The organism is Methylobacterium sp. J-030 (assembly GCF_022829545.1).
Lineage (GTDB): Bacteria > Pseudomonadota > Alphaproteobacteria > Rhizobiales > Beijerinckiaceae > Methylobacterium.
The window spans coordinates 1-25,831 of the sequence record NZ_JAKSYM010000172.1; the positions used below are offsets into that span (position 1 = coordinate 1).

The 25,831-nt window shown below is 68.3% G+C and carries 21 protein-coding genes and 4 pseudogenes; 18 read left to right on the forward strand and 7 right to left on the reverse strand.

Features of this window, described 5'->3' with window-relative positions:
* Window positions 1-801, forward strand: a pseudogene (locus MKK75_RS11185) (integrase core domain-containing protein); the annotation flags it as partial.
* 212 nt (window positions 802-1,013) lie between these two features.
* Window positions 1,014-1,418, forward strand: a complete 405-nt coding sequence (locus MKK75_RS11190; protein WP_244042651.1) for a response regulator — start codon at window positions 1,014-1,016, stop codon at window positions 1,416-1,418.
* Between the two features lie 16 nt (window positions 1,419-1,434).
* Here the strand turns inward: MKK75_RS11190 and MKK75_RS11195 are convergent, their stop codons facing one another.
* Both MKK75_RS11195 and MKK75_RS11200 read right to left on the reverse strand, forming a co-directional pair.
* Window positions 1,435-4,275 (reverse strand): GAF domain-containing protein, encoded by a 2,841-nt coding sequence (locus MKK75_RS11195; RefSeq protein WP_244042652.1) that lies wholly within the window; start codon window positions 4,273-4,275, stop codon window positions 1,435-1,437.
* Window positions 4,272-5,135: a Crp/Fnr family transcriptional regulator gene (locus tag MKK75_RS11200; protein WP_244042653.1), complete on the reverse strand. Its 864-nt coding sequence runs from the start codon at window positions 5,133-5,135 to the stop codon at window positions 4,272-4,274. The genes MKK75_RS11195 and MKK75_RS11200 overlap by 4 nt, the downstream gene beginning before the upstream one ends.
* A 323-nt stretch (window positions 5,136-5,458) precedes the next feature.
* Here MKK75_RS11200 and MKK75_RS11205 point away from each other — a divergent pair, with 323 nt between their 5' ends.
* The 3 genes from MKK75_RS11205 (at window position 5,459) to MKK75_RS11210 (ending at window position 7,149) form a co-directional block, all read left to right on the forward strand.
* Window positions 5,459-6,505 (forward strand): Hint domain-containing protein, encoded by a 1,047-nt coding sequence (locus MKK75_RS11205; RefSeq protein ID WP_244042654.1) that lies wholly within the window; start codon window positions 5,459-5,461, stop codon window positions 6,503-6,505.
* A 207-nt stretch (window positions 6,506-6,712) separates the two neighbouring features.
* Entirely contained in the window at window positions 6,713-6,841 is a 129-nt protein-coding gene (locus MKK75_RS35685; RefSeq protein WP_279593797.1) for a hypothetical protein, read from the forward strand.
* Between the two features lie 20 nt (window positions 6,842-6,861).
* Window positions 6,862-7,149, forward strand: coding sequence for a lysozyme inhibitor LprI family protein (locus MKK75_RS11210; protein WP_244042655.1), 288 nt, complete (start codon window positions 6,862-6,864; stop codon window positions 7,147-7,149).
* A 153-nt stretch (window positions 7,150-7,302) separates the two neighbouring features.
* Here the strand turns inward: MKK75_RS11210 and MKK75_RS11215 are convergent, their stop codons facing one another.
* The 4 genes from MKK75_RS11215 to MKK75_RS11230 form a co-directional block, all read right to left on the reverse strand.
* Window positions 7,303-7,557 carry a hypothetical protein gene (locus MKK75_RS11215; protein WP_244042656.1) on the reverse strand — a complete coding sequence of 85 codons (255 nt, stop codon included), beginning with the start codon at window positions 7,555-7,557 and terminating at the stop codon, window positions 7,303-7,305.
* A 115-nt stretch (window positions 7,558-7,672) separates the two neighbouring features.
* Window positions 7,673-10,582 (reverse strand): autotransporter domain-containing protein, encoded by a 2,910-nt coding sequence (locus MKK75_RS35690; RefSeq protein ID WP_279593798.1) that lies wholly within the window; start codon window positions 10,580-10,582, stop codon window positions 7,673-7,675.
* A gap of 303 nt (window positions 10,583-10,885) precedes the next feature.
* The gene (locus tag MKK75_RS11225; RefSeq protein ID WP_244042657.1) at window positions 10,886-11,128 is read right to left on the reverse strand and encodes a hypothetical protein; all 243 of its coding nucleotides are present in this window, start codon (window positions 11,126-11,128) and stop codon (window positions 10,886-10,888) included.
* Between the two features lie 23 nt (window positions 11,129-11,151).
* The gene (locus MKK75_RS11230) at window positions 11,152-11,874 is read right to left on the reverse strand and encodes a cache domain-containing protein (RefSeq protein WP_244042658.1); all 723 of its coding nucleotides are present in this window, start codon (window positions 11,872-11,874) and stop codon (window positions 11,152-11,154) included.
* Between the two features lie 455 nt (window positions 11,875-12,329).
* Between MKK75_RS11230 and MKK75_RS11235 the strand changes: the two genes are divergently transcribed.
* The 3 genes and pseudogenes from MKK75_RS11235 to MKK75_RS11245 all read left to right on the forward strand — a co-directional run.
* The gene (locus MKK75_RS11235) at window positions 12,330-13,055 is read left to right on the forward strand and encodes a hypothetical protein (RefSeq protein WP_244042659.1); all 726 of its coding nucleotides are present in this window, start codon (window positions 12,330-12,332) and stop codon (window positions 13,053-13,055) included.
* A 102-nt stretch (window positions 13,056-13,157) separates the two neighbouring features.
* Window positions 13,158-13,307: pseudogene (locus MKK75_RS11240) on the forward strand (SDR family oxidoreductase); the annotation flags it as partial.
* 49 nt (window positions 13,308-13,356) lie between these two features.
* Window positions 13,357-14,134: pseudogene (locus tag MKK75_RS11245) on the forward strand (DDE-type integrase/transposase/recombinase); the annotation flags it as partial.
* On the opposite strand, the pseudogene MKK75_RS11250 reads toward MKK75_RS11245, so the two are convergent.
* A pseudogene (locus MKK75_RS11250) lies at window positions 14,113-14,506 on the reverse strand (transposase); the annotation flags it as partial. The pseudogenes MKK75_RS11245 and MKK75_RS11250 sit on opposite strands and share 22 nt — an antisense overlap.
* A 484-nt stretch (window positions 14,507-14,990) precedes the next feature.
* Between MKK75_RS11250 and MKK75_RS11255 the strand changes: the two are divergent.
* The 10 genes from MKK75_RS11255 (at window position 14,991) to MKK75_RS11300 (ending at window position 25,667) form a co-directional block, all read left to right on the forward strand.
* The gene (locus MKK75_RS11255; protein WP_244042660.1) at window positions 14,991-16,922 is read left to right on the forward strand and encodes a methyl-accepting chemotaxis protein; all 1,932 of its coding nucleotides are present in this window, start codon (window positions 14,991-14,993) and stop codon (window positions 16,920-16,922) included.
* A gap of 31 nt (window positions 16,923-16,953) precedes the next feature.
* Window positions 16,954-18,552, forward strand: coding sequence for a chemotaxis protein CheW (locus MKK75_RS11260; RefSeq protein ID WP_244042661.1), 1,599 nt, complete (start codon window positions 16,954-16,956; stop codon window positions 18,550-18,552).
* Between the two features lie 64 nt (window positions 18,553-18,616).
* Window positions 18,617-19,723, forward strand: a complete 1,107-nt coding sequence (gene cheB, locus MKK75_RS11265; protein WP_244042662.1) for a chemotaxis-specific protein-glutamate methyltransferase CheB — start codon at window positions 18,617-18,619, stop codon at window positions 19,721-19,723.
* The gene (locus MKK75_RS11270) at window positions 19,713-20,333 is read left to right on the forward strand and encodes a HEAT repeat domain-containing protein (protein ID WP_244042663.1); all 621 of its coding nucleotides are present in this window, start codon (window positions 19,713-19,715) and stop codon (window positions 20,331-20,333) included. Before cheB ends, MKK75_RS11270 begins: the two co-directional genes overlap by 11 nt.
* Entirely contained in the window at window positions 20,333-21,202 is an 870-nt protein-coding gene (locus MKK75_RS11275) for a CheR family methyltransferase (protein WP_244042664.1), read from the forward strand. Before MKK75_RS11270 ends, MKK75_RS11275 begins: the two co-directional genes overlap by 1 nt.
* A gap of 13 nt (window positions 21,203-21,215) precedes the next feature.
* Complete coding sequence (locus MKK75_RS11280; protein ID WP_244042665.1) at window positions 21,216-21,593, forward strand: response regulator; 378 nt, start codon at window positions 21,216-21,218, stop codon at window positions 21,591-21,593.
* The gene (locus MKK75_RS11285) at window positions 21,590-24,229 is read left to right on the forward strand and encodes a chemotaxis protein CheA (protein WP_244042666.1); all 2,640 of its coding nucleotides are present in this window, start codon (window positions 21,590-21,592) and stop codon (window positions 24,227-24,229) included. Before MKK75_RS11280 ends, MKK75_RS11285 begins: the two co-directional genes overlap by 4 nt.
* Window positions 24,229-24,492 carry a hypothetical protein gene (locus tag MKK75_RS11290; protein ID WP_244042667.1) on the forward strand — a complete coding sequence of 88 codons (264 nt, stop codon included), beginning with the start codon at window positions 24,229-24,231 and terminating at the stop codon, window positions 24,490-24,492. Before MKK75_RS11285 ends, MKK75_RS11290 begins: the two co-directional genes overlap by 1 nt.
* Window positions 24,489-25,283, forward strand: a complete 795-nt coding sequence (locus MKK75_RS11295) for a ParA family protein (protein WP_244042668.1) — start codon at window positions 24,489-24,491, stop codon at window positions 25,281-25,283. The genes MKK75_RS11290 and MKK75_RS11295 overlap by 4 nt, the downstream gene beginning before the upstream one ends.
* A gap of 9 nt (window positions 25,284-25,292) precedes the next feature.
* Entirely contained in the window at window positions 25,293-25,667 is a 375-nt protein-coding gene (locus MKK75_RS11300; RefSeq protein WP_244042669.1) for a response regulator, read from the forward strand.
* Window positions 25,668-25,831 lie beyond the last annotated feature (164 nt).

The window sequence follows — 25,831 nt, forward strand, 5'->3', positions numbered from 1 at the left end:
GGCCCTTGCAGGCAGGGAGGCGGAGATCTCCGGGCAGAGTTACTACCGCTGGCGCACGGAATGCGGTGGTCTGAAGCTCGATCAGGCCAGGAAGACGAACGATCTTGAGCGTGAGAGCGCTGGCTTGCGGCGGCTTGTGGCTGATCTGTCCCTGGAGAAGCAGGTGCTGGCGGACGTCGCCCCGGGAAACTTGGTTCGCCCCCGAGCGACGCAGGCAGGCGGTGGACGGCGTCCGTGCGAAGTACGGTCTCTCGGACCGTCACGCCTGCCGGAGCGTCGGCCAGTACCGGGGCACGCAGCGCTCCGTGCCCACAGTGCCGGCCGATGCGGATGAGCTGACCCAGGCCACCATCGCCTTGGCGCCCGAGTCCGGACGCTACGGCTATCGCCGCGTCACCAAGCGGCTGCAGGCAGCGCGGTGAAGGTGGCGCGGCGCATCGACAGCGTCGGCGTGATCGCGGCGCTGGCGGAGGCGATGGGCCTGCACGGCATCCCGGAACACATCCGTTGCGACACCGCTCCGGAGACGATCCCGAAGGCGCTGCGCAAATGGGTCACCGGGGCCGGTTCACAGATCCGGTACATCACGCCAGGATCCCCGTGGGAGAGCGGTGACTTACGAGAGCTGCACCGGCAAGCTTCGTGACGCGTGCCTACGCCGGGGGATCTTCTCCGCGCTGAACGCGGCGCGGATCGTGATCGGTCTCCGGCCATCGACCTACGACCGCATTCGTCGCTGGGCGATCGCCCGCCCGCGACCCGGATCTGGCCTTCCGGCTACCCATGGCCGCCGCCCTGCAGGAGCCTTCTCAACCGGCTCGGTCCCAGATACCGGTCAGGTCGGGGCGGCGATCCAAGGAAGCGGACATCGCCGGTGGGTCTGCTCTCGACCCTTCTCCGAAGTTCGAAAGGTCCGCTTCAGACGCGCTTATGGCGTAGGGCAAACCTCCGCCGTTGGGCTATGTTAGACCTCGAGACGTCGTTGTACCAAACCAGCGGTAAGAGAACCGACAGTGACAGACGCCGACGCGCGGCCACCGCTCGCCTCACATCAGATCGGGGTTCTTCTCGTCGAGGATGATGCGCTCCTGCGCATGGACATCAGCGACAAGCTGGAGGCGTTCGGCCTCGCCGTGTTCGAAGCGCGCGATGCCGACGCGGCCCTGGCGATCCTCGCCACGCGGTCCGACATCCGCGTGATGATCACCGATGTGGACTTCATCTCGGGACCGATGAACGGGTTCGACCTCGCGCAGCGCGTGACGCGGGAGTGGCCCGGCGTCGGACTTATCATCACCTCCGGGCGCGCCCGCCCGACATTGGGTGACCTTCCGCCGGGGTCCCGCTTCCTGCCCAAGCCCTGCTCGCCGCGGGACCTGCGCAGCACGGTCTTCGCCTTGGTCGAACTTGAGAACTGACCTGGAGCCCGGCGCCTCACGCCATCTGCATCTGGGTCAGCGCGGCGCGCATCTCGACCTCCACCCCCGCCTCCGGGTAGCGCAGCTCGACCCCGCCCGCACCGACCAGACCGGTGCGGATCAAGCGCGAGCCGAACCCGCGCCGTTCGGGCGCGCGCACCGGCGGCCCGCCGCGCTCGCGCCAATCGAGCACGAAGCTCGGCTCGCCCCCATCGCGGTCGATGCGCCAAGCGACGCCGACCCGGCCGGCCTCGTTCGAGAGCGCCCCGTACTTCAGCGCGTTGGTTGCCAACTCGTGCAGCAGCAGTGACAGCGACAGCGTCGCCCGCGGCCCGAGCGCCATGTCCGGCCCGTCGAGGTCGGCCCGCCCGACCTGCCCGAGGTTGGATAGCGCGGCCTCGACGACGGCGCGCACCTGCGCGGACGCCCAGCTCTGCTGCAGCAGCACGTCGTGGGCGGAGGCCAGCGCCTGCACGCGCCTGCCGAACTCCTCCACCGCATCCTGCTCGCTCACAGCCCGCAGGGTCTGTGAGGCGATCGCCTGCACCATCGCCAGGGTGTTCTTCAGCCGGTGCGACAGCTCATCGTTGAGGAGCGCCTGGTGCTCCTGTGCCTCAACCCGGGCGAGCGACCCGCGTGTGCGCTCTGCGACGTTCCTCAGGAAACCGAGATCCGGTGCGGACCACGCGCGCGGGCTCCGATCGATCATGTAGAACAGCCCGACGAAGCGCCCGTGCTCCATCACCGGGATGTTGACCAGCGCGCGCACCCCGATCGCCAGCAGCGCCGCCGAGCCCGCGGCGGTGCGCGGGTCGCGCTCGACATCTTCGATGACCACGGTCTCGCCGGCCGTCAGAGCCTCGATGTACGAGCCGTAGTCGCGGAAGCGGTGCAGCCCCACCAAGATCGGCCCGTCGTCGGCGCGCCAGTCCTGTTCGACCGTAATCGTCTCCATGTCCGGGTCGACCGTGCCGTAGCCGGCCGCGCTGAGGCCGAGCGCGCTCGCGGCCACCTCGGCCGCGGCGGACGCGATCCGTCCCCGGTCGTTCAGCTCGCGCAGCCGGTCGCCCAATGCGAGGATAGCGGCCTGTCGCGCCTCCTCGCGCTTGCGGCCGGTGACGTCGAGGAACACCACCGAGAAGCGCTCGCCCTGCTCCGGGTACGCTCGCGCCTCGAAGTGCCGCCTGAGTTCCGGCACCGCAATCTCGAACGTCTCCGGGACGCGGCTGTCCACCACGCGCGCGTAGGTCTCGATCAACCAGGGCGGGATCTCGGCCACCAACTCGCGCATCGTTGAGCCGGCCGCGTCGGCGGGCAGACCGGTCTGCACCGGGAAGGCCGGATTGACTTCCAAGAACAGGAAATCCTCGGCCACGCCCGCCGGGTCGCGCAGCAGCTCGCCGATGAAGAAGCCTTCCTGCATCGTCGCGAACAGGCCACGCCAGCGTGCCTCGCTCCGCGCCAGGTGTTCCTCCGTGGTCTTGCGCGCGGTGATGTCTGTGATCGTCATGACCGCGCTGACCACCCGCCCGTCCACGACCACCGGGGCGTTCGTCACGAGGCCCAGGACCCGCGTGCCGTCGCGGTGGAAGAAGGTCTCTTCCGCGTTGGTGAGGAGGCGCCCGCTCGTAAGCGCCCGGCGAAAGGGGCATTCTTCGGCGGGATAAGGGTGACCGTCCGGCCGGGTGTGGTGGATGAGGTCGTGCAGGCTGCGCCCGAGCATCTCGGCCGCAGTCCAGCCGAACATCGCCTCCGCCGCTGGGTTGGTGAAGGTGACCTGCCCGCGCATGTCCATCTGGAACACGGCTTGCCCGACGTGGTCGGTGATGGTCCGCAGGCGCGTCTCGCCGGCCTGCACGGCGCGCTGGGCCATCGCCTCGTCCGCGGCCGTCAGGCCCGCGTTGGCGAGACCGGCGAACAGCGTCGCCAGGCGCAGGTCGCGCTCGCTGAAGGCCGCAACGCGTCGCGACTGCAGCTTGAGCACGCCCAGGACGCGGCCGGCCCGGCGTACCGGTACATGCACCGATGAGCGCTGGTCGATGACCCGTGCCACGTCCCGTCGCACGCGGGGGTCGGTCCAGGCATCCTTGACGAGGAGCGCCGTACCGGTCGTGACGCAGGTCCCAGATGCACTGCCAACGAGCGGGATGCGTAGGCCACCCTGCTCAGCCAACGACCCACACACGGCGCGGTATTCGAGTTCGGCCCCGTCGATCAGTTCCAGCGTCCCGCCTTCCGCGGCGGGCATCGCCCGCATCGCGCCGGCCACCAGTGCGCCGAGGATGGCGTCGAGATCACCGGCCGCGTCCGCCACAGCCTCAAGCGTCCGCACGTGGGCCTCACGCTCAATCGCGGTGCGGCGCAGGTCCATCTGCGCCATCACCTGCCGCGCCAACGCCCGCAGAGACTCTGCTTGGACAGGGGTCAGCCCAGCCGGACGCGGCGCGTGGTCGATCACGCATAGGCTGCCGAGCACGAGACCGTCGGCCGTGCGCAGTGGAGCGCCGGCATAGAAACGAAGGTACGGATCCCCGGTGACCAGCGGGTTGGCCCCCGTGCGCGAGTCGGTGGTGAGGTCCGGAATGACGAGCAGATCCGACTCGGCCAGGACATAGGCGCAGACCGAGCGGTCGAGGTCCGTCTCGCACGGTGGGAAACCGACGCGCGCCTTGAACCACTGCCGGTCGCCGGTGACGAGGCTGACGAGCGCCACCGGCACCGCGCAAGCGTTGCGGGCGAGGACGACGATGTCATCGAAGCCGGGCTCCGGCGGCGTGTCGAGGATGCCGTAGGCGTCCAAGGCGCGCAGCCGATCCGGATCGCGCGTCAGGGGCGGGATGGCGAGGGCAGCGCTCATCGACCGGAGCCCCGTCCCGCGGGCTGCTTCGCGCCAGGTCTACGCATCACGGCCTCCCCGACGGCCGGCGGCTTCAGGTTATTCGAGCGGCTCGGATCCAAGGCGACCAATGTCCCGGAGCGGGCGTAGATCGCGCCGAGTACGTCGCTGAAATGGTGGCGCACGCTGGCGTAGCATTCGCAGGCCGTCGCCTCCGCCCGCGGGCGGTCCACGAGCGAGAGGCGACCGCGACCGGTGCGGACCAGCCCGTCGCGCTGCATCCGGCCGAGCACCTCGCTGAGGTAGGCGCGGCGCACCCCCATCATCTCGGCGAGCTGGTCGTGCGTCACCGGCAGGTCGCCCGGGCCGATGCGGTCTTGCAGGGTCAGCAGCCAGCGCAGGCAGCGCTGCTCGATCGGGTGGACGGCGTTGCAGGCTGCCGATTGGAGGAGCTGCGCGATGAGGCAGTCGGCGTAGCGCACGAACAGGTCGCGCACGGCGGGAGAGGCGTCCTTGGCCGCATTCAGGCGCTCGGCCTCGATGCGCATGACCGTGCCGCCGACCTGGATCACGGCCTGGCTGAAGGCCGGCAAGTAGCCCTGGCTGACGACGCCACCGATAGCACCCTCATGCCCGACGGTGGCGGTCTCGACCGATTTGCCGTCGCGCAGGGGCACGACGAACGAGATGACGGTGCGGCCGAGCGGAAAGGTGACATGCCCGACGTCGTCGCCGACGCGGAACAGCACGTCGCCGCGCCGTACCTCGGCGCGCTCACAGTGAGGCGCGACGAGACCGCGGTCGGCGTCATCGAGGGCATCGAGCAGCAGGTTGCCGGCGGGCGGCACCTGGGCGGTCGACGTGGGTTCAGGAGGCGGCATCTGTGCTGTCCGAGCCGTCCATAGCGGATGGTCGGGGGCCGGTCTGTCCACTGCCGGACAGAACTCATATTTATATAGTCACGGTCGCGTGGCTGACACAGGCTGGGTTGCGTGAGCCGTGTATCCGCAGTCCGTACCCCCAACGTCATGTCAACGGCACGGTGGAATTCCAGCTGCGCCCTTCCACAACGGTTGCCGTTTTGGAGCACCGCACTCCGTGTCCGCTTCCGGGCGAAACATCGGGGTCCGTTTTCCACCCCGAGCGGATCCACGCGAGGTCTGCTTTTGGCTGGATCAGTTGGGTCTAAACCCTCCGGCAACGGATGCCTGGCGCCAACCCCTTAGCCGGCCTGACCGCTGACGCCCAGGGCAACCTCTACGGTACGACAGGAGGCGGCGGCACGACCGGCACCGGGGCGGTGTTCCGTGTGTCGAACAGCGGCTCCATCCTCCCCACCGCCCCCGCCCCCTGCTATGTCACCGGCACTCGCATCCGCGTGCTGCGCGGGCGGACCATCACGGACGTGCCGGTGGAGCGGCTGCGCGTGGGCGACGTCGCCATCACCGCCTCGGACCGGCCCCGCCCCATCCGCCGGATCGGCACACGCGGCTATCCCGGTCTGTCCGCGCCCAAGCATGACCGCCCGGTGCTCATCCGAGCCGGTGCGCTCGGCGACATCATCCCCGCCCGCGACCTGCTCGTCTCCCCCGACCATTGCCTGTGGCTCGACGGCCTGCTCGTGGCCGCCGGGCACCTCGTCAACGGCACCTCGATCACCCGCGGCGCGGCGATGGCCGACCTAACTTACTGGCACGTCGAACTCGAGATCCACGACCTACCGCTTGCCGAGGGCGTCGCGGCGGAGAGCTTCCTGGCCGCCCCCGGCGTACGCGCGGGCCTCGATGGCGTGGGCGAGGCGAACGACGCCGCGATCACCCCCGAGCCCTACGCCTTGCGCATCGAGCCGGGCGACCCGCGACTGGGCGCCTTGCGAGAGCGCCTGATCCGGCGCGCCGGCCTGTCGGCCGAACCGATGCGCTTCGGTGCCGTGCGAGCCTGGATGGACCGCTGTGATGGCACTCACATTGCCGGCTGGGCACAGGACGAAGCCCACCCGGACGCCCCGGTGTGCCTGGACATCGTGGTGGACGGCGTCACCGTGGCGATGACACTGGCCGAGCAGTACCGCGCCGACATCGCGGCGGCGGGCATAGGCGACGGCTGCCACGGCTTCGACCTCGATCTCGACGAGCCCTTGGTCCCCGGCATGGCTCACACCGTCGAGGTGCGCCGCTCGGCCGACGGCCTGCGGGTCTGCGCGATGGAGGTGGATGCCGCAGGTGCGTGGACCGCCTTGCTCGCGCCGTGAGTGATCGGTGGCGCTGCACGGCAGCATCGACGTCCTGACCCACCGGCAAATCAGTGGCTGGGCATGGGATCCAGCCGCGCTGGACGTACCCGTGATCGTGCTGATTATCGTCAAGCGGCACGTGCTCGGGCGCTGCGTGGCCGAGCTGTTGCGAGAGGACTTGCAATCGAAGGCTTCGGGACCGGCCGATGCGGGTTCGCGCTGGACGTGCCCGCAGACGTGCTGTCGCCGCGACAGGGCTACGCGATCATCATGCGCCGCGAGGGCGACGGCGTACACCTGCCCGGCTCGCCCGACGTGCTGGAGCCGGTGATCCGGATTGTGCGAGAGGGATAATCAATTCGGGCGGGGCGACGATGAAATCCTTGCTGATCGGCTTTTGTGCGGCCCTGATCTGTGGACCAACGCTGGCTCAAGATCCGTCGGAATTTGCCGCGGCCGATGCCAAGCTCAAGGCCTGCATCGAACGAGACAGCAGCAACGCGCCCATCATGGCCTGTACTTCCGTCGCCCAGGCCTTCGCGGACGACCGGCTGAATAGCGCCTATCGGGCATGGACCGAAGCTCTGAAACATCCTGAGCCGGATGAGGCCAAGGACGATGCCGAAATCCTGAAGCACCTCGTGGACGCCGAGCGGGCCTGAATCGACTTCAGGGACAAGGATTGCGACCTGCAGGGCACATCTGCGCTCGGCGGTACGGCCGAGGGCACCGTCTACGGCATTTGCCGATACGCCAGACCGAGGCGCGCGTGAAGGCGCTGGAAGCGGACCTTAGCGCTCGCTGAGGCAGCCCGTTCAGACGCGCTCAGGCTTCGGCTCTGGCTTGGCAGCTCGCATCATGCTTCGGATCGCTCGCGGCGGCCTACCAGCTTTCTCGGCGATCTCCGCCTCCTGCTGCTCGATGAGTTCACGGGCCGGCTGATCGCCGTCGAGACCGCCCAAGATCTCCATCGGTACGCGCCGGTTCGAGGCCCGGCTGCCGTCCTCGAAGACGATGTCGAACAGGACGGTGCCCCGCTCCTGAGGATACTGCTTCACGCGCTTTGCCATGCGAGGCTGATACGCCCGCAAGCTTGACGGCGCCAGATCGCTCGACGGCCGAGGTGTTTGCGGATGCTGTGGCCCCAGGCGACCGCAGCCGCCCGGTCCGTCGTCTCACCTCGTCTCACCAGCGGTAGGAGAAGCTGCCCTTGACCGCGTGGTCCTGTGCCCGCTCGCCGACTTGCCCCGTGTAGTTCAAGCCGAGCGTCACGTTGTAGGCGACCTGCACGTCAAGGCCGGCAGACGCCACCAGCGCATCCTGCGCAATCGGTACACCGGCGGTGAGGAAGGCCTGACCGCCGCCGCCGAAGGCCAGCAGCGCCTGCGGGATCACGTCCCCGAACGCATGCCGGTAGCCGATCAGACCGCGCGCGATGATCGGCATGCGCGATCCGAACAGGTCCGAGAGCGCGGCCTGTCCCTGGAGACCGACGGTGGCCGTCTGCACGTCGTAGGAGCGCCCAAACACCGTGAGCGCCGAGGCTCCGCCAGCCTCGTTGAACCCGTCGCGGCGGATGTGGATCGCCGCCCCACCCGCTAACGGCTCGACGTAGCCCTGCGCGAACCCGACCCGGTAGCCGACCTCGCCGAAGCCGTTGACGGTGTCGCCCCCGGCCTTGCCGGTGTCGGCCTGCGAGAAGCCGGGGAACAGCACTGTGCGGCGGGTGTCGAGCGCGTTGCCGGCAAAGGCCGCGCCGAGCCGCATCTGCAGCGGACCTAGCGACCCGCGGGCGTAGATGGCGCCGAACCCGCTCTCGACCTGTCCGGTGGACTGACGCGCGGTCACGTCGAGGCTGGTGAAGGTGTAGCCGGCTGCCACGCCGACCCGCAGATCGGAGATCAGCGCGTTCGAGAATGCGCCGAACCCGGTCTCGATCCCGAGCACGAAGCCGCCGGTCTGGCGCGTGAGCCGTGCGGCATTGGCGTTGCCGCCGGTGTCCCCGAACGCGCCGAAGCCCTGGCCCCAGACGGCATAGTTCGGGGTCGCCGGACGCAGCGGTACGAGGCCGATGATAGGTCCGCCGGGCAGGTCGGCCGAGTAGGCCGCCGGTAGGGTGGTGCCGGGGGCGAAACGTTGGCCGATCGTTCCAGTGAACCGCGGGCCGCCGAGACCGAAGCCACCCGCGAAGCCGTTGTTCTCGCCGAAGCGCAGGTGGTCCAGAATCGCCTCCTGCACCAGGAACGTGGTCTGGACCGCCCCGGTGATCGCCGACGCATGGATCTCGCCCGAGAGACTGTTCAGCGCCTGGACTGCCCCGGGCGCTGTCTGCGTAAGGACAGCAGTGGCCACCTGGGCTGCTGGGGTCATCGTGGCTGCGGTGGTGGCTGCTGGCTGCGTCGTCGCTGCTGGCTGTGTGCTGGCTGCTGGCTGCGCAGTGGCTGCCGTCGTCGTGGCTGGCTGCGTGGTGGTTGCGGTGGTCGTCGTCGGTATGGCGGCCTGGACGGCCATACCGGTGCCGGTTTGGTTAGGGGTAGTCGCCACGCTCTGCACCGGTGCCGTTTGTGTCAGCGTGAGCACGACGGTGTTGTTGGGATAGGAGAGTGACGGCGTCAGGAACGCCATGTTCGACGTCACCGTGCCGAAGGTGCCCGACAGGGCGGTGGCTGAGAGGATCGTGTAGGTGTTGGTCGGCGCGTAGGTGCCGGCAGCCGCTAGGACCGAGACGGCGGCGTTGCCCAGGGTGGCGGTGCCGGCGACGTTGGTGCGGTCGTTGGCGGTGGGTGTGACGCGCACGACGTAGCTGGTGCCGGCTGCGAAGGTCACGGGGCCCGTGACGGCCAGCGCTGCGGCGCCGACGACCGATGTCGGCAGAGCCGGCATGAACGACGAACCGTTGGTGATAGCGATGCCGCCGGTGATCGTGCCACCGCCGCCGACGTAGTTCGTGCCACCGGTGAACTGGATCGCGTAGGCTTGGGGCTGATCGAGGTTGCCGCCGTTGGCGAAGCCGCCCTGGATCGTGCCGGTGTTGATGATCGTCAAACCCGCGCCCGAGATGCCGACGCCGCCTGCCCCTCCTGTACCGTCTGTGCCGTTCGTCGCCATGCCGCCGACGCCTGCGGTTGCGGCTCCGCCATCGCCGCGCCTCCCACCATTGCCGCCCTGGATCGTGCCGGAATTGTTGATCGTCAGGCCCGCGCCGGAGATGCCGATGCCACCTCCCCCTCCAGCACCGCCTGCACCGCCTGTGGCCGTGCCGCCCGCGCCCGTGGTAGCGGCTCCGCCGTCGCCGCCAGTCCCACCGTTGCCGCCCTGGATGATCCCGGAATTGGTAACGGTCCCGCCCATGCCGGTTATGAACAGACCGATGCCGCCGTCACCACCAGCCCCGCCGTTGCCTGCGACTGCGGTGCCTATGCCGTTCGCGGATGCCTGCCCGCCCTGGCCGCCATTACCACCATTGCCGCCGGTGATCGCGCCGGGGCTGGTATTGGATCCGCCCGTGGTGATGATCGCGCCGTACCCGCCGGCGCCACCGCCGCCGCCGCCGCCACCGTAGGCGCTCTGATTTGTGACGTTGTTGATAGCCAGGCCGCCCCGGCCGCCGTCGCCGCCGTCGCCGCCCTGAAGCGGAGCAACATTGTTCAGGTTCAGCGCACCTGCGCCGTTGCCGTGGGTGCCCCCATAACCGCCCCCTGCACCGCCGCCCGCGGCATTCGTGTCACCAGAAGCGTTAACGGACAGCGTACCAGCACCGTCCTGGCCGTTAGGGGAGGCGGCGGTTCCACCTCCACCGTTACCAGCTTGATTGATGGTGCCGCCACCGGCCCCACCAATGCCGCCGCCCGCTGCGCCGCCACTGCCCCCGCCACCGCCGGTGACGCCGCCCTTGCTAGCGTTTTCAGGTGCGATGGCGTCGGGGTTACCGAGGTTGCCCGGGGTACCGTTGGTCCCGGACACCGCCGCGCCGCCGGTCCCACCACCACCGCTGTTGCCACCGGCACCACTGCCGCTGCCGCCAGCACCAACGGCCGCCGAAGCAAGGCTAACAAGCGACGGGCCATACGGTGACCACACGGCGGCGAGCCCCATCAGCGCTGTCGAGGCCACGAGAAGCCGCTTCAAACGGGGCCCCGTTACTGCGCGTTCACCCACGGCTTTCCCCCATCATCCTGGCACTGAGCCGCTCAGTGGAGCGACTCCGGCTGTGGTTTCCGCAAGATTACGTCTTCCGAGATGGAGATATTTAACACACTATTGCTCTAAATATTGCGTACTGTTTTATAAACATACTGTATAAACTACGACATTACCACTGGAATATCTATGAATTCAGATCTCGGAGAACAGAGACCGCGTGAGCTCAGCGCACTGACGATCGCCAAGCCGACGCAGCTATCTACACAAGGGATCGGCTCCAACCGCCAGCGGCCAGATGGCAGCCGGATCAAGAGCATTTGCATCGACGCAGACGGTTTCGGGCGTCAGCGCGAGCAACAACCCGGCAACGAGCAGCGCAGCAGCGCCTACAAGCACAACACTGATGCAGTCTGGGTCCAGCCAGCGCGTTCGCAATACCGCGCAGCCGACGGTGAAGGCAGCGGCCTCCGTCAACGGCACAAAGGCGCTCAGCGGCACGGTGATGCCCTCTTCGACTCAGGCTACTCGGCGGCCGCTGACTTCGGCACGGCCGGAGCGAGGGCAGTTGCCGCGGCGGCAAGGTCACGCCGGGCCTCGGCGACCGCGGAAGCCTTGGCATCGCTTTGCGCATTGAGCGCTTCCAAGAAGGCAGTCCAATCAGCCTTGGCCGAGGCTGGGATCTCGCCGTCGAGTTTTGCCCGCAGGCTCGCTACTCGCGCATCGGGAGTCGCTGCTTGCGGTGCAGCCATGTCAGCATCGTACACGCCCACCGCGCACATCTGATCGCCGGCCTTGGTGTAGTACGTCGTCTTGGGTTCCTCGATCGTGCTGCCTGGCTTCGGAAACAGATAGCGGATTGAAGAAATCTGCCCTGGCTTGGCGGTCTCAATCATCGTCTTGATGAAGTAGTTGCCAGTTTTGTCTTGTAGGTCACGGACTTCGTGTCCCTGCAAGATCGGATTAGGGTGGGCGTTCATAATTCCATTTGGTCCGACACAGAACACGTAAGTGTCAGCGGTCCGGAAGCCGTCCGTGCCCTTGGTAAAAGCGTTAAACGCTTTCGCTTGATCTGAAGCTACAGCCTTGCTCGCGCGGTTCAGCATCCATTTGGCCCCCATCTCGATACCGGATCCGCTATCATCACAGGATAGGCCGGCCTCGCTATCGCCGCAGGCCAATACAGGCGAATAGGATGCCGCCCATAAAGCGAACGTGGCGGCGAAGAGCGCGGTGCGGAGGCGCATTTCATTCTCACGGAAGTTTGGATACTAGCTATGTTCAAACACTAACGTTGCACATCATATCTTGCCGATTAATCGGCTCATTGAGGATGCGCATCACATGCTGGATTCCTTGGCCGACTGATCAGGCTGCGGGCGGGACGGCCGATATCAGTTGAGTGCCATGTCCGCGTCTTTTGGGCGCGGTCAAAACCGCTATCTATCTCCGCGGCACTGCCGAGTAGCTTTAATGACACAGTCGGAGAATTGCTTATTGCGCAAGATGTGTTGGCCTGCACGACGTGTCATTAGGTTCGACGGCGAGCGCCGCTTGCCTCCCTTATTCGGTCTAAGATATGACGGCGTCGACGCAAGACGTTCTGTACCTCGCGGAGAAATTTTCTCGTTCACCCGCGTTTCCCGAAGCTGTTCGAGCATACGCAGTCGGTCTAGCCAAGTTTCGCGAGGCGCCTCTCCTCGTGAACAAGCTCGTGTCCACCGACACACGATGGCGGATCGTCGGCTACCTGCTCTACCTCGATGCGGACAGCGAGACCTATGGGCCTGCAGGTGGGGCGACCTACGGCCGCCTGCTCAAGATCTGCAGTCGTCGCGGTGAAGCTGGTCCTCGTCTTCTTAGGACGGTGCTCGCGCTTCTGCGGCTGACGGGCTTCGTCCAGGCCGTCCGGGATGGCCGAGACCGTCGAGCGACCTTGTACCGCCCGACGGAGCGCATGGACGGGTTCGTGCGCGAGTGGCTCGGCTACGGGATCGCGGCGCTTGAGACGCTCGAACCGGATCGCGGATGGGCCCGAACCTTCGCTACGGACGCCGATCTGCCACGTCGCTTCCTCCTGTCCGGCGGCCGCGACCACGTCGAGGGTCGGCCGATCGCCGAGTTGATGCCGCACACTCTGGCTGAGTTCACGGCGCAGGCCGGAGCCTTCTCGGTGATATGGGCTGTCTTGCTGGCGAGCGATCGGGGCCATTCCCCGCCGAGCCGATCGGCAATCGGCAAACGCTACGGGCTGTCCAAGACGCAGGTCACAAACGTGATCGCGGCCGGCGCCGAACAGGGCGTGTTCGCCCTCGACGAGGCCGGTGAGGCCGCGCCAACCGACCTTCTTCGCGCGTCTATCGGCCAGTGGATCGCGATCGAGCTAGCGTACTACGCGATCCACATGCGGCCGGAAACGCGACGGTAGGTTACGCAGAGGCCGCTCTGGGGCCAGCGGTTCTCGTCCGCTGCCGACAGGCGATGCTCGGCACCTGCCCGGCTCGCCCGACGTGTTGGAGCCGGCGGTGCGGATCGCGAGCCGGTCGGGCGTCTCGGCAAGCCTGAGGAGATCGCCGAAGCCGTCCTATGGATGTGTTCGGACCTTGGGGCGTTCGTGACCGGCGCGTCGATCTCGGTCGACGGCGGCTGGTCGCTCCGACCCACGCTCCTAGATGTTTGATCCCGCGGTGTGGTGGTACGGTCGACCACCATGCGGCAAGGGATGCGCCATGGGCCGAATTCGACAGGGCAGCGCCCGTAGGACGGAGGCGGTCCGTCGCGCACTACAGCCACGTCAAGAGCGTGTGAGAGCGGCGGCCAAGCGCTGCGGGTCAGCCCGACGACGATCCAGAAACGGCGCGGACGCCAGTCGACGGCCGATGCCGCCCTGGGGACGCAAGAACCTCGGTCGACGGTCCTGACACCTGAGGACGAGGCGATATCGTCGCCTTCCGCCGGCATACTCTGCTGCCGCTGGACGACTGCCGCTCCGGCCTACAGCCGACGATCCCGCACCTGACCCGCTCGTCGCTTCACCGCTGACTGGAGCGGCACGGCATCAGCCGCCTGCCGGAAATGGAAGGTGACAAGCCCAAGACAAAGCGCTTTGCCGATTACCCCATCGGCTACGTCCACGTCGACATCGCTGAGGTCAGGACAGAACAGGGCAAGCTCTACCTGTTCGTGGCCATCGACCGAACCTCCAAGTTGGCCTTCGCCAAGCTGGAAGCGGAAGCCGACCGCTACACAGCATCGGACGTCCTCCGCGTGCTGGTCGCGTTCGTGCCGTACACGATCCACACGGTGTTGACCGACAACGGGGTGCAATTCTGCCATGCCCCGCGCAACCGCTCAGGCCCGACAGCCCTCTACAGCCGGCACAGGTTCGATCGCGTTTGCCACGAGCACGGCATCGAGCATCGCCTGACCAAACCCAACCCTCCGTGGACCAACGGTCAGGTCGAGCGGATGAACCGCACCATCAAGGACGCCACGGTCTGGCGATGGACCCCGCACGAGGCCTTGCCCTGCTTGAGGACACCGGCCTCGTCGAGAACCAGAACCGTTTCCGCGTCGGCCAGGGTCTCCAGGGCATAGTTCCGCACCATGTTGCACAGGGCGTCGGCGTCCCAGCGTCCGCGCCCGAGCACCGCCTGCTGCCGCCAGGGCCCGGGATCGCCCGCCGCGTCCGCCCGAATCCAACCGGTCCTGCGCCGCTCCGCGCCGAGCAGTCCGTCCAGGAATGCGCCGGCCTAAGCCGCGACCCGCTCCTGCATAAACAGCGGGCACATGCGCCCCTTCACCTCCTGCAGCGACAAGGCCCAGAGATCCAGCTTCGCCTCAACCGAGGCCCCCCGACGTCCATGATGCGCGAAGCATGGTGACACCGAGCGCCACGACTTCGTCAGAAATGCAACTGTGATGCCAGGGAGTACCACTATTCAGAGGGCAAGATAGGGGCAAGTACGGAGTTGTTCTCGCAGTCTTACCGCACGTCATTTCATTGTAGTTCCGCGATCCGAAATTTTATAGCGCCCATCATTGGGTCGAACCAGCAATGATGAAGCAATCATGAACAAATCTAAAACGGTCAGAAAAAATTCCGACTTTTTTGAGCAGATTTCAATTTCGAAAAAACTTGCTCCTCGACTCATTTTCGGCAAAAGATATGACATCACAAATCAGAATCGTTCAAAATCCGGCACGTAGACAAATCGGATCGACATGAACTCGAATAACAACATTAAAATGCGGAATTTTGTATTGAGAAAAGAATTATAATTATCTGCTGCTCGGATACAAATAGACCGATCATCTTTCGATGGCCGGAACCCACTCTGAACCCTACAGAAGGCGTCGACACATGGCCCTCGCGAAGAAAACCGCCATCCACTCCATGACCTCCTCGGTCGGTCCGAGAGAGAGCGCCTCGGCCTCCACGGGCCGTTCGCATCTCGTCGCCGAGGCCGAGAAGCGAAAGGCACGGACCTTCGCGCGCCAGCAGAAGGCCGCCGAGCGGGTCGCCTCAGCCACCGCTCAGTTGTCGAGCGGTATCGCCGAGGCCTCGGCCGCGGCCGAGGAGCTGCGCAAGGCTTCCGAGCAGATCGGCGTCGGCGCCGAGGAGGCGGCGGGCGCCGCTCAGGAGACCATGAAGGCGGTGAACCAGGGGGCGGCCCTGATCCAATCCGGCAAGGAGAACGCCGGCATCGCGCTGCGCAAGACCGAGGCCCTGTCCGGACTGATCGTCGAGACGGCCGCGCAGATCGGCGCGTCGGTCGCCGCCATCGCCAAAGCCTCCGAGCGCCAGGAGGCATCGGTCAAGCTGGTCGAGGAACTCGACCGGCAGGCGAGCGCCATCGGCGAGATCGTGAAGGCCGTCGCCCGGATCGCCGATCAGACCAACCTCTTGGCGCTGAACGCCGCAATCGAGGCGGCCCGGGCCGGGCAGCACGGCAAGGGCTTTGCGGTGGTCGCCGACGAGGTTCGCACACTGGCGGAGACCAGCGAGAAGTCCGCCCGCGACATCCAGGCCCTCGTGGCGCAGATCCAGGCCGACGTGAAGGTCGCAGCCGACGGCATCAGTCAGGCCGCGGTCTCGGCCCGCGCCGAGGTCGAAAAGGGCCGGACGGTGACCGCGCAGCTCGAGCGGGTGCGCGGCGACATGGCCGAGATCATCGCGGGCTGCGACGAGCTCGCCCGGGCCGCCGACGAATCAGCCGTGGCCGCCACGGAGGCCCAGAAGGGCGCGGAGATCATCGCGGCCGCGGCCGAGGAGCAGAGCGCGGCCTGTCAGGAGGCCGGCAAGATGGTCGAGCAGCAGACCACCGCGCTGTCGCAGAGCGAGGACGCCGCCCAGGAGCTGTCGGGCCTGGCCGAGGAGCTGAAGAACAGCACCAATATCGGCAAGAGCGCCGAGGAGGTCGCCTCGGCCGCGGAGGAGCTGTCGAGCGCCGTTGAGGAGATCAACCGCGCTGCCGGGCAGGTCACGATCGCCCTCGACCAGATCACCAAGGGGGCGCAACAGCAATCGGCGGCGACCCAGCAATCCTCGGCTGCGATCGCGCAGATCGAGCGGCGGGCCCAGATATCGCAGACCCTGGCCGGCACCGCCGTCGAGAAGGCGCAAGGCATCTCGGAACTCCTGATCGAGAACAAGGGGCTGGTCGACGCGATGATCGACGGCCTTGAGCAATCCGTCGAGGCGGGCCGCGTGAGTCGCGACCAGATCGCCTCGCTCGAGCAGGTCAGCCGCCGCATCGACAAGATCGTGGACGCGATCACGACGGTCTCGATCCAGACCAACATGCTGGCGGTCAATGGCTCGGTCGAGGCGGCGCGGGCCGGCGAGTTCGGCAAGGGCTTCGCGGTTGTGTCGACGGATATCCGCAACCTGGCGCGGGATTCCGCCGAGAACGCCGAACGGATCAAGGACACGGTGAAGACCATCCAGGACACCATCGTGTTCGTGCGCGGCGACCTCCAGGAGATCGCCGAGAGCGCCGCCACCGAGGTCGAGAAGAGCGGTGCGATCGCGCGGAACCTCGATCTGGTGGCCAAGGACATGGCCGAGGTGCTGGCGGGCAACCGGGAGATCCTGAACGGCGCCGACGGCATCGTCCGCATGGTCCGGGAGGTCCAGACCGCGATCGAGCAGGTCGCCGCCGCAGCCCAGCAGGCAGCGCGGACCTCTGCGGAGGCCGGGCTCGCCGCCAGCGAGCAGGGCAAGGGCGCCGAGCAGCTCGCCGCCGCGATCGAGGAGATCGCCTCGCTCGCCGACGAGCTCCAGGCCGCCTGAGCCGAACCGTCCGGAGAGCGAAAGTCCGACCATGGCAAACGCAGCAGCTCAGGCGGTGCAGGCGCTGGATTCCGGGTTCACACCCGATCTCGCCGACGGCGCCGCGCGGCACGGGCAGGAAGAGGGCCGCGGCGAGGCCCGTCAGTTCGTGATCTTTCACGTCGAGACCGAGATGTTCGCCGTCTCCCTGGACGACGTGCAGGAAATCATCCGGATCCCCGAGGTGGTGCGGGTCCCGTTCAGCCCCGCCTCGCTGCTGGGGCTGGCCAACCTGCGCGGTACGGTCCTGCCGGTCCTGAACCTGCGGGACGTGTTCGCCTTCCCGCCGGTCCTGAACGACGACGCCACCCGGGTGGTGGTGCTCGACCAGGGCAATCCGATCGGCCTCGTGGTCGACCGGATGGCGAATGTGGTCACGGTCGATCCCGAGCGGATCGAGCCGACCTCGGCGATCGAGGGCAGCGTCGACACCGCGCTGCTCACCGGCATGATCAAGGGGGATGACGGTCAGTCGATGGTGATGATCCTGGACGCGGCCCAGCTGGTCAGCCGTGAGTTCAGCCAGATCACCACGAAGGCCCGGACATCCGCCGGCCACGCGCCGGCGGCCGACCGGGATTCCGCGGCCCGAATCGAGGCCGAGGCCGACGAGGACCAGCTCGTGAGCTTCGAGGTGGCCGGGCAGGAATACGCCTTCCCGATCGAGCGGGTGCAGGAGATCGTCCAGCTCCCCGAGCGCCTCACCCACGTCCCGAACGCGCCGGCGCACGTGCTCGGGGTGATCACCCTGCGCAACCGCCTGCTGCCGCTCGTATCCCTGCGCGAGATGTTCGGCCTCCAGGCGAAGGCGTTCACCGAAACCAACAAGGTCGTGGTGGTGTCGCTGGGCGAGGGCGGGAACCTCTCGGTCGGCGTCGTGATGGACAGCGTCAAGGAGGTGCTGCGGGTCAGCCGCAATCTCGTCGAGGCGATGCCCACCCTGCTGTCGCAGGACGGCGGCATGGACGAGATCCAGGCGATCTGCCGGCTGCAGGACGGCCGGCGGCTGGTCTCCGTCCTGTCGGTCGAGAAGATGTTCGACACCAACGAGCTGCGCAAGCTTGCCGCCACGGAGAACGAGGCCATGAGCGCCGACGGACGACAGGACGGGGACGCGCGCCAGGACGCCGCCGACGAGGAGCAGTTCGTGGTGTTCCGGCTGATGGGCGAGGAATACGGCGTGCCGATCGAGGCCGTGCAGGAGATCGTGCGCGTCCCGGAGGAGCTGACCCGGATCCCGAAGGCGCCGTCCTTCGTGGAGGGCGTGATCAACCTGCGCGGCGTGGTCCTGCCGGTGGTCGACCAGCGCCGCCGCTTCAACCTCGCCGAGGCGGAGCGGAATGACCGCCAGCGGATCATGGTCTTCACCGTCCGGGGCGTGCGGACCGGCTTCATCGTCGACTCCGTCTCGGAGGTGATGCGGATCTCGGCGAAGGCCATCGGCGACGCGCCCAACCTGTCGGACGCGCAGCAGCGCCTGATCCGCCGCGTGGCCAACCTGGAAAGCCAGAAGCGCATGGTCCTGCTCCTGGACACCATGCAGCTCCTCGACACCCAGGAAGCCGCCGCGGTCCGGCTCACCACCCATTGAGCGCTGGTCCGGGCTCCGGCCCGGACCGACGCACCCTCACTCCGTCACCCCGGCGAGACCCCGCATGATCCGAGCCCTCGTGGCCGATGATTCCGCCCTGATGCGCAGGCACCTCACGCAGCTCCTCGAGGCGGCGGGCGGCTTCACGGTGCAGACGGCGCGCAACGGCGTCGAGGTGCTGGAGGCGCTGAAGAGCTTCGATCCGCACGTGATCACCCTCGACGTCAACATGCCCGAGATGGACGGGATCACCTGCCTGTCGCGGATCATGAGCGAGGATCCGCGGCCGGTGGTGATGGTCTCGTCGCTGACCGAGGAAGGCGCCGAGACGACCCTGCAGGCGCTGAGCCTCGGGGCGGTCGACTTCGTCCAGAAGCCCGGCGGCACGATCTCCCTGTCGATCGACCGGATCCATCGCGAGCTCCTGATGAAGGTCCGCAGCGCCGCGACCACGCGGGTCCGGCGCAGCCTCGGGCTGCGCGGTCGCCTCGCCGCCCAGCGCCGGCGGTCGGCCCCGGCCGAGCCGCCGCCGGTCGCCTTCGCGAGCGGCGGGCGCCCCGGGCTCGTGCTGGTGGGCGTGTCCACGGGCGGCCCCGGGGTGCTGGAGGAGATCCTGCCGCGCCTGCCGGCGGACTTCCCCTGGCCGGTCCTCGTCGCGCAGCACATGCCCAGCAGCTTCACCGGCGTCTTCGCCCGCCGGCTGAACGATCTCTGCGCCGTCTCTGTGGTGGAGGTCGCCCGGCAGATGCCCCTCGAGCCCGGCACGGTCTACATCGCCAAGGGGGACGCCGACCTCGTGGTCACCCGCCGCGGGCTCGGCCATTCGGCGACGCCGCTGCCGCAGAGCGACGAGCATATCTGGCATCCCAGCGTCGCCCGCATGGTGGAGAGCGCGCTCGCCCTGTTCCCGGCCAACCGGCTGATCGCCGTGCAGCTCACCGGGATGGGCGACGACGGCGCCGCGGCCATGGCCCGGGTGCGGGCCGGCGGCGGCCTGACCATCGCGCAGGACGAGGACACCAGCATCGTCTTCGGCATGCCGCACGAACTCATCAAGCGCGGCGGGGCCAGCGTGGTCCTGCCGAGCGACGCGATCGCGGAACAGCTTGTCGGATGGCTCCGCGCCCCGGATGCCGGGGCCCGACCCGGGGGATACCGCCGTGGCGCTTAAGAAGCCGGCCCAACCGCAAAAGACCGGCGCCGTGGCGCTCCCGCAGGCGGATCTCCAGGCGCTCACGGCCGCCCTTGCCTCCCCCGAAAGCGCGGAGCGCCGCCGGGCCGCCCGGGACCTCGGCGCCTTTCCGGAGGCCGGGCCGATCCTGTGCGCGCATCTCGGCGGCGAGGCGGCCGCCAGCGTCCGGGCCGTCATCCTGACGACGCTCATCCGCCTCAAATCCCCCGCGGTGGTGGCCGGCCTGCTGCCGCTGCTGCGCAGCGAGGACAGCGCCCTGCGGAACGCCGCGATCGAGGCGCTGCAGGAAATGCCCGCCGAGGTCGAGCCCCATGTCGCCGCGCTGCTGTCCGACCCCGACAGCGACGTCCGCATCCTGGCGGTCAACATGGTGAGTCTGCTGCCGCATCCGAAGGCCCCGGACTGGCTGGCCGAGGTCGTGGCACGCGAGAGTCACGTCAACGTCTGCGCCGCGGCGGTCGACGGCCTGGCGGAGATCGGCGACGCAAGCGCCGTCGCGCCGCTCCGGGCCCTGGCGGCGCGCTTTCCCGAGGTCCCCTTTATCCGGTTCGCGGCCGCCGCGGCGATCCGCCGGATCGGAGGATCGTGATGCAAGCCCATCGCGCCTTCGGGCAGACCGACCCCGCGATCCAGATCAGCGAAGACGAGTACGAGAAATTCTACGAGTATTTCTACCGCCGCACGGGCATCTCGTTCAGCGGCAAGAAGGAATATTTCGTCGAAAAGCGTCTCTTCGAACGGATCGCGAAGACCGGGAGCGACAGCTTCAAGGCGTACTTCACCCTGCTGCGTTTCCAGGCATCGGGGGAGGAGCTGCAGCACCTCGTCAACTTGATGACTGTGAACGAGACCTACTTCTTCCGCGAGGACTACCAGTTCGACGCGCTGGTGCGCGGCATCCTGCCCGAGATCACCCGGACGCGCCGGCCCGGAGAGACGCTGCGGATCTGGTCTATGCCGTGCTCGACCGGGGAAGAGCCGTACTCGATCGCGATCCAGATCCTGGAATACTGGTCGCGGGCGGACGAGTTCGCCATCGAGATCACCGGGTCGGACATCGATTCCAGGGTCCTGGCGGATGCCCGCAAGGGCATCTACGGCAACCGCTCCCTGCAGCGGCTGTCGCCGGAGCTGCGCAAGAAGTATTTCCGCCGGCTCGGCGACGATCAATTCGAGATCCACGAGGAGCTGCGCAGCTCCATCGACTTCTCGATGGCCAACCTGTCCGACCCGGTCCAGATGCATCGCTACCGCGCGATGGACGTGATCTTCTGCCGGAACCTGTTGATCTACTTCGACGATACGTCCCGACGCGCCGCGGTCGAGGCGCTCTACGAATGCCTGACCCCGGGCGGATTCATCTGCCTCGGCCATTCGGAGAGCATGAGCCGCATGTCGTCGATGTTCCTGCCGCGCAAGTTCGGCGACACGATCGTCTATCAAAGACCGATCGAATAGGATTGATGCGGGCATGTCCGGGAAGCGAATACTTGTCGTCGAGGACGGCATCACGATGCGGATGTTCTATCAGGACGTGCTCGGCCGCGCCGGGTTCGTCGTCGAGGAAGCCGCCAACGGGGTCGAGGGCCTGGAGAAGGCCCTGCTCGGCGGGTTCGACCTGATGATCGTCGACATCAACATGCCCAAGATGGACGGCTACGAGCTGGTGTCCCGGATCCGCCGCGAGCCGTCGCTCCAGGCGACGCCGGTGGTCACGATCAGCACCGAGGCCAAGGACGCCGACGCGACCCGGGCCTACGAGGCCGGTGCCAATTTCTACATCGTCAAACCGGCCGATCCCGTGCTCCTCGTCGAGACGGCGCGCCTGCTGACGGGTGCGCCGGTATGAGCAATCTCCTGCTGGCCCGGTTCATCCCCGAGGCGCGCGAGCTGCTGCAGATCTCGGCCAGCGGGCTCCTGAAGCTGGAGCGGAACCCGTCGGACGAGACCGCCGTCAACGAGGTGTTCCGGGCGGTCCACACGATCAAGGGCTCCTCCGGCCTGTTCGACGCGGGTGCCCTCACCCGGCTGGTCCACGCCGCCGAGGATCTCCTCGGGGAGGTCCGGTCCGACGCACTCCGGATCGACTCCGCCCTCGTCGACATGCTGCTCGACAGCCTCGATCAGGTCGGCCAGTGGATCGATGAGCTCGAGCGGCGCGACGCGCTCCCGGCGGATGCCGACGCGGTCGCGCACCGGATGGCCGCGCAGCTGCGCCGACGCCTGGGATCACAGGACGGCGAGGCTGCGGGCGCACCGGCGGACGGCGCGCAACGGGAAGCCGAACCAGCGCCCGCCGACGCCGTCGCGACGCTGCCGCCGGCGCTTCTGGCGCGCCTGCCGGCCTCCGCCTGCCTCGCCGCCTTCCGCCGCGCCTGCGGCGGCGAGGCCGTGCACCTGGTCTGCTACGCGCCGGAGCCGGGCTGCTTCTTCAACGGCACCGATCCCCTGCAGGCGATCCGGCAGGTACCCGGCGCCCTCGCGCTTGACATCGCGGCCGCCGAACCCTGGGGCACGCTGGAGGATCTCGATCCCTACCAGTGCAACCTGCACTTCGCGCTGCTGACCGAGGCCCCCCGGGCCGAGATCGAGCTGGCGATGCGCTACGAGCTGGACCGGACCACCATCGCGCCCGTGCGGCCCCGGGACCTCGTGCGGATCGCGGGCGAGCCGAGCGACGGCCCGATCTGGGACGATTTCCGCGAGACGGCGTCGGCCTTCCTGGCCGCCGGCCGGTACGACGAGCTGCGCAAGGCCGTGGCCGCTCTGCGCAGCGTCGCCGGGCCGACGCTCTGGCGCCGACAGGCGCTCGACTGGCTGGACGCCGCCCTGTCGGCCCCCGAGCCCGATCCGGCCCTCGCGGCGGCTCTCGTGGCCGCCGCCGGCTCGGGTCGCCTCGACCCGCCTCCGGGCGGCCCTCTTCCCACAGCCCAGGCTCCGGCGTCCCAGCCCGCTTCGCAGGCCGCCGACCCGCGCCGGGATCTCGCCCACAGCGTGCTGGCGAGCCAGCACCGGTCCCTGGAGCGCGCGGGCTACGACGCGGAGCGCCTCGCCTCGGTCGGCACCGTGGTGGAGAACGTGCTCCTCAGCCTCGGCCGCGACGCGGATCGCGCGGCGATCCAGGCGGCATTCGCGGCGGCCCGCGAGGCGCGCTCGGTCGCGCCCGTTCTGAGCGCCCTGGCGGCCGTGCTGGCGGGCGCCCCCCTCCAGCGCCCGGAGGCCGCCCGCGCGCTCCCGGAGACGGATCTGCAGGAATTCGCCACGGAGGTCGCGCCGGGCCCGGCCATCGGCGGGAAAGAGCCCGAGGCGCGCATCGCCGCCAAGTCCCTGAAAGTCGATCAGGCGAAGATCGACCTGCTGATGAACTTGATCGGCGAACTGGTCGTCTCGAAGAACGCCCTGCCGTTCCTCGCCAAGCGGGCGGAGGAGACCTACGCCTCGCGCGAGATGTCCCGCGAGATCAAGGAGCAGTACGCGGTCATCGACCGGCTCGCCCAGGAGATGCAGGGCACGATCATGCAGGTCCGCATGCTGCCGGTGGCCGAGATCTTCGACCGGTTCCCCAGGCTGGTGCGCGACCTCGCCCGCAAGCTCGGCAAGCGGATCGACCTCGTCCTCGAGGGTGAGGATACGGCCGCCGACAAGACCATCATCGAGGCGCTGGGCGACCCGCTGCTGCACATCGTCCGCAACTCCCTCGACCACGGGATCGAGGCGCCGGACGAGCGCCGGGCAGCGGGCAAGTCCGCGACCGCGCGGATCCTGCTGCGGGCCCGCCAGGAGGCCGACAGCGTCGTCATCGAGGTGCAGGACAACGGCCGCGGAATCGACCCGGCCCGGATCCGCGGCGCCGCCGTCGCCAAGGGCGTGGTCGCCCAGGAGGAGGCGGACCGCCTCTCCGACCAGGAGGCGATCAACCTGATCTACCGCCCGGGCTTCTCGACGGCGGCCGAGATCTCCGACCTGTCCGGCCGCGGGGTCGGGATGGACGTCGTGCTGACCACCGTGGAGAAGCTCGGCGGCCAGGTCTCGGTGAGTTCCCGCCTCGGTGAGGGGACGACGACGCGCCTGGCGCTGCCGCTCAGCATGGCGGTCACCCGGATCATGATCGTGGAGGCCGCCGGCAGCCTCTACGGCGTGCCGATGGACATGATCGTCGAGACGGTGCGGGTGCCGCGGGAGCGGATCCGCAGGATCAAGAAGGCCGAGACCTTCGTGCTGCGCGAGACGATCATCCCGCTGCTGCGGCTGTCGCGCCTGCTGTACCTGCCCGAACAGCCCCGGGGGGAGGCCGACGCCGCCGTCTTGGTCTGCCAGGTCGGCGGCCGACGGGTCGGTCTGATCATCGACAACTTCCGGGAGGGGATGGACGTGATCCTGAAGCCCCTGGAGGGCGTCCTGACCGGCATCGACGGCTACGCCGGTACGACCCTGCTGGGGGACGGGCGCGTCCTCCTGGTCCTCGATCTCAGGGAGCTGCTGTGATGGCCATCCGGATCGCCCGCAAGATCGTCCATCTCGAAGGGCGGTGCACGGTCGAGGAGGCGTTGCCGCTGCTGGAGGCCCTGCGCAAGCCGGGCGCCCACAAGGTCGTCATGACCAAGTGCGAGGGGCTGCACACCGCGATCCTGCAGGTCCTCGCCGCCGCGCGGCCGGCCACTCTGGTGCCGCCCGCCGACCCGGCGCTGGCCGGCCTCATCATGCCGTTCCTGCAGGATTCCTCGCCGGCGTCCGGAGGGGCCGCTTGACCACGATCCTGGCCATCTCGAACCGCAAGGGCGGCAGCGGGAAGTCGACGACCTCGGTCAATCTGGCCGCCGAGTGCGGCGCCCGCGGCCGGCGCACGCTGCTGGTCGACCTCGACACCCAGGGACATGCCGGGCTCGGCTTCGACATCGTCCCGGAGCGCGACGCGCCGACGGCCCACCACGTCTTTACCACCCCCGATTTCGACCTGCAGGCGGCGATCCGGCCGACCGCGTTCGCGGGCGTTTGGGTGGCGCCGGCCGATCAGCTGTTCGACGGCACCACCGCGGTGGACCGCAGCGTCTCGGCCCTGCAGCGCGGCCTGCGCAACCCCGCGATCGCGACGCGCTTCGACCTCGTGATCGTCGACACGCCGCCCTCGCTGGACATGATCCTGGTCAACGCCCTCGCGGCGGCCGACGGCGTGCTGGTGCCGATGATCCCCCACGCCCTCTCGGCCGAGGGCGTGCGGCAGCTCGCGCGGCTGTTCTTCCGCATCGCCACCACGGTCAACAGCGACCTGAAGGTGGTCGGCCTGCTGCCGGTGATGCTGAACGTCCACACCAACCACCACCGCGAGACGATGCAGGACATCGCCCGGGAATTCGGGATCGAGCGCGTGCTGTCCGGGATCCGGACCGACATCCGCCTGGCGGAGGCGTTCGCCGCGCGCAAACCCATCCGGGACTACGCCCCCGCGAGCCGCGGCGCCGCCGATTACGGCCTGCTGGCCGACGAGCTGACGGCCGTCTGGCGGGCCGATGCGGCGCCCGCACCCCACACAGCCCCCTAGGAGACGCGCGTGGCCACGACGATCATGATTGTCGACGATTCACCGACCATGCTCATGAGCATCGAAGGTATCCTCACCAGGGCCGGCCTAACCGTCGTGAAGGCGGCGAGCGGCGAGCAGGCCGTCGAGACGTTGCAGGCGGGCACCAAGCCCAACCTGCTGATCACCGATCTCAACATGGGGGCGATGAACGGCATCGACCTGACCCGTCGGGTCCGCAAGCTCCCGGGCCTGCAGTTCATTCCGATCCTGATGCTGACCACCGAGTCGCAGCAGGACAAGCGGAACGAGGCGAAGTCGGCGGGCGCCACGGGTTGGATCGTCAAGCCGGTGGATCCCGAGGCCCTGCTCAAGGTGATCCGCCAGCTGGTTCCCGGGGCCTGACCATGGCGTGGGCGAGTCCGTCGCGTGCGGTCCGATGGATCGGCCCGCTCTGCGCGGGGCCGGCCGCCCTGGCGGTCGCTGCGGTCGGCGCGGTCGCGTTCGGCCCCGTCCCGGGCCTGGCCGCCATCGCGGCGGTCGGTTTCGCGGCGGCCTGGGGGGCGACC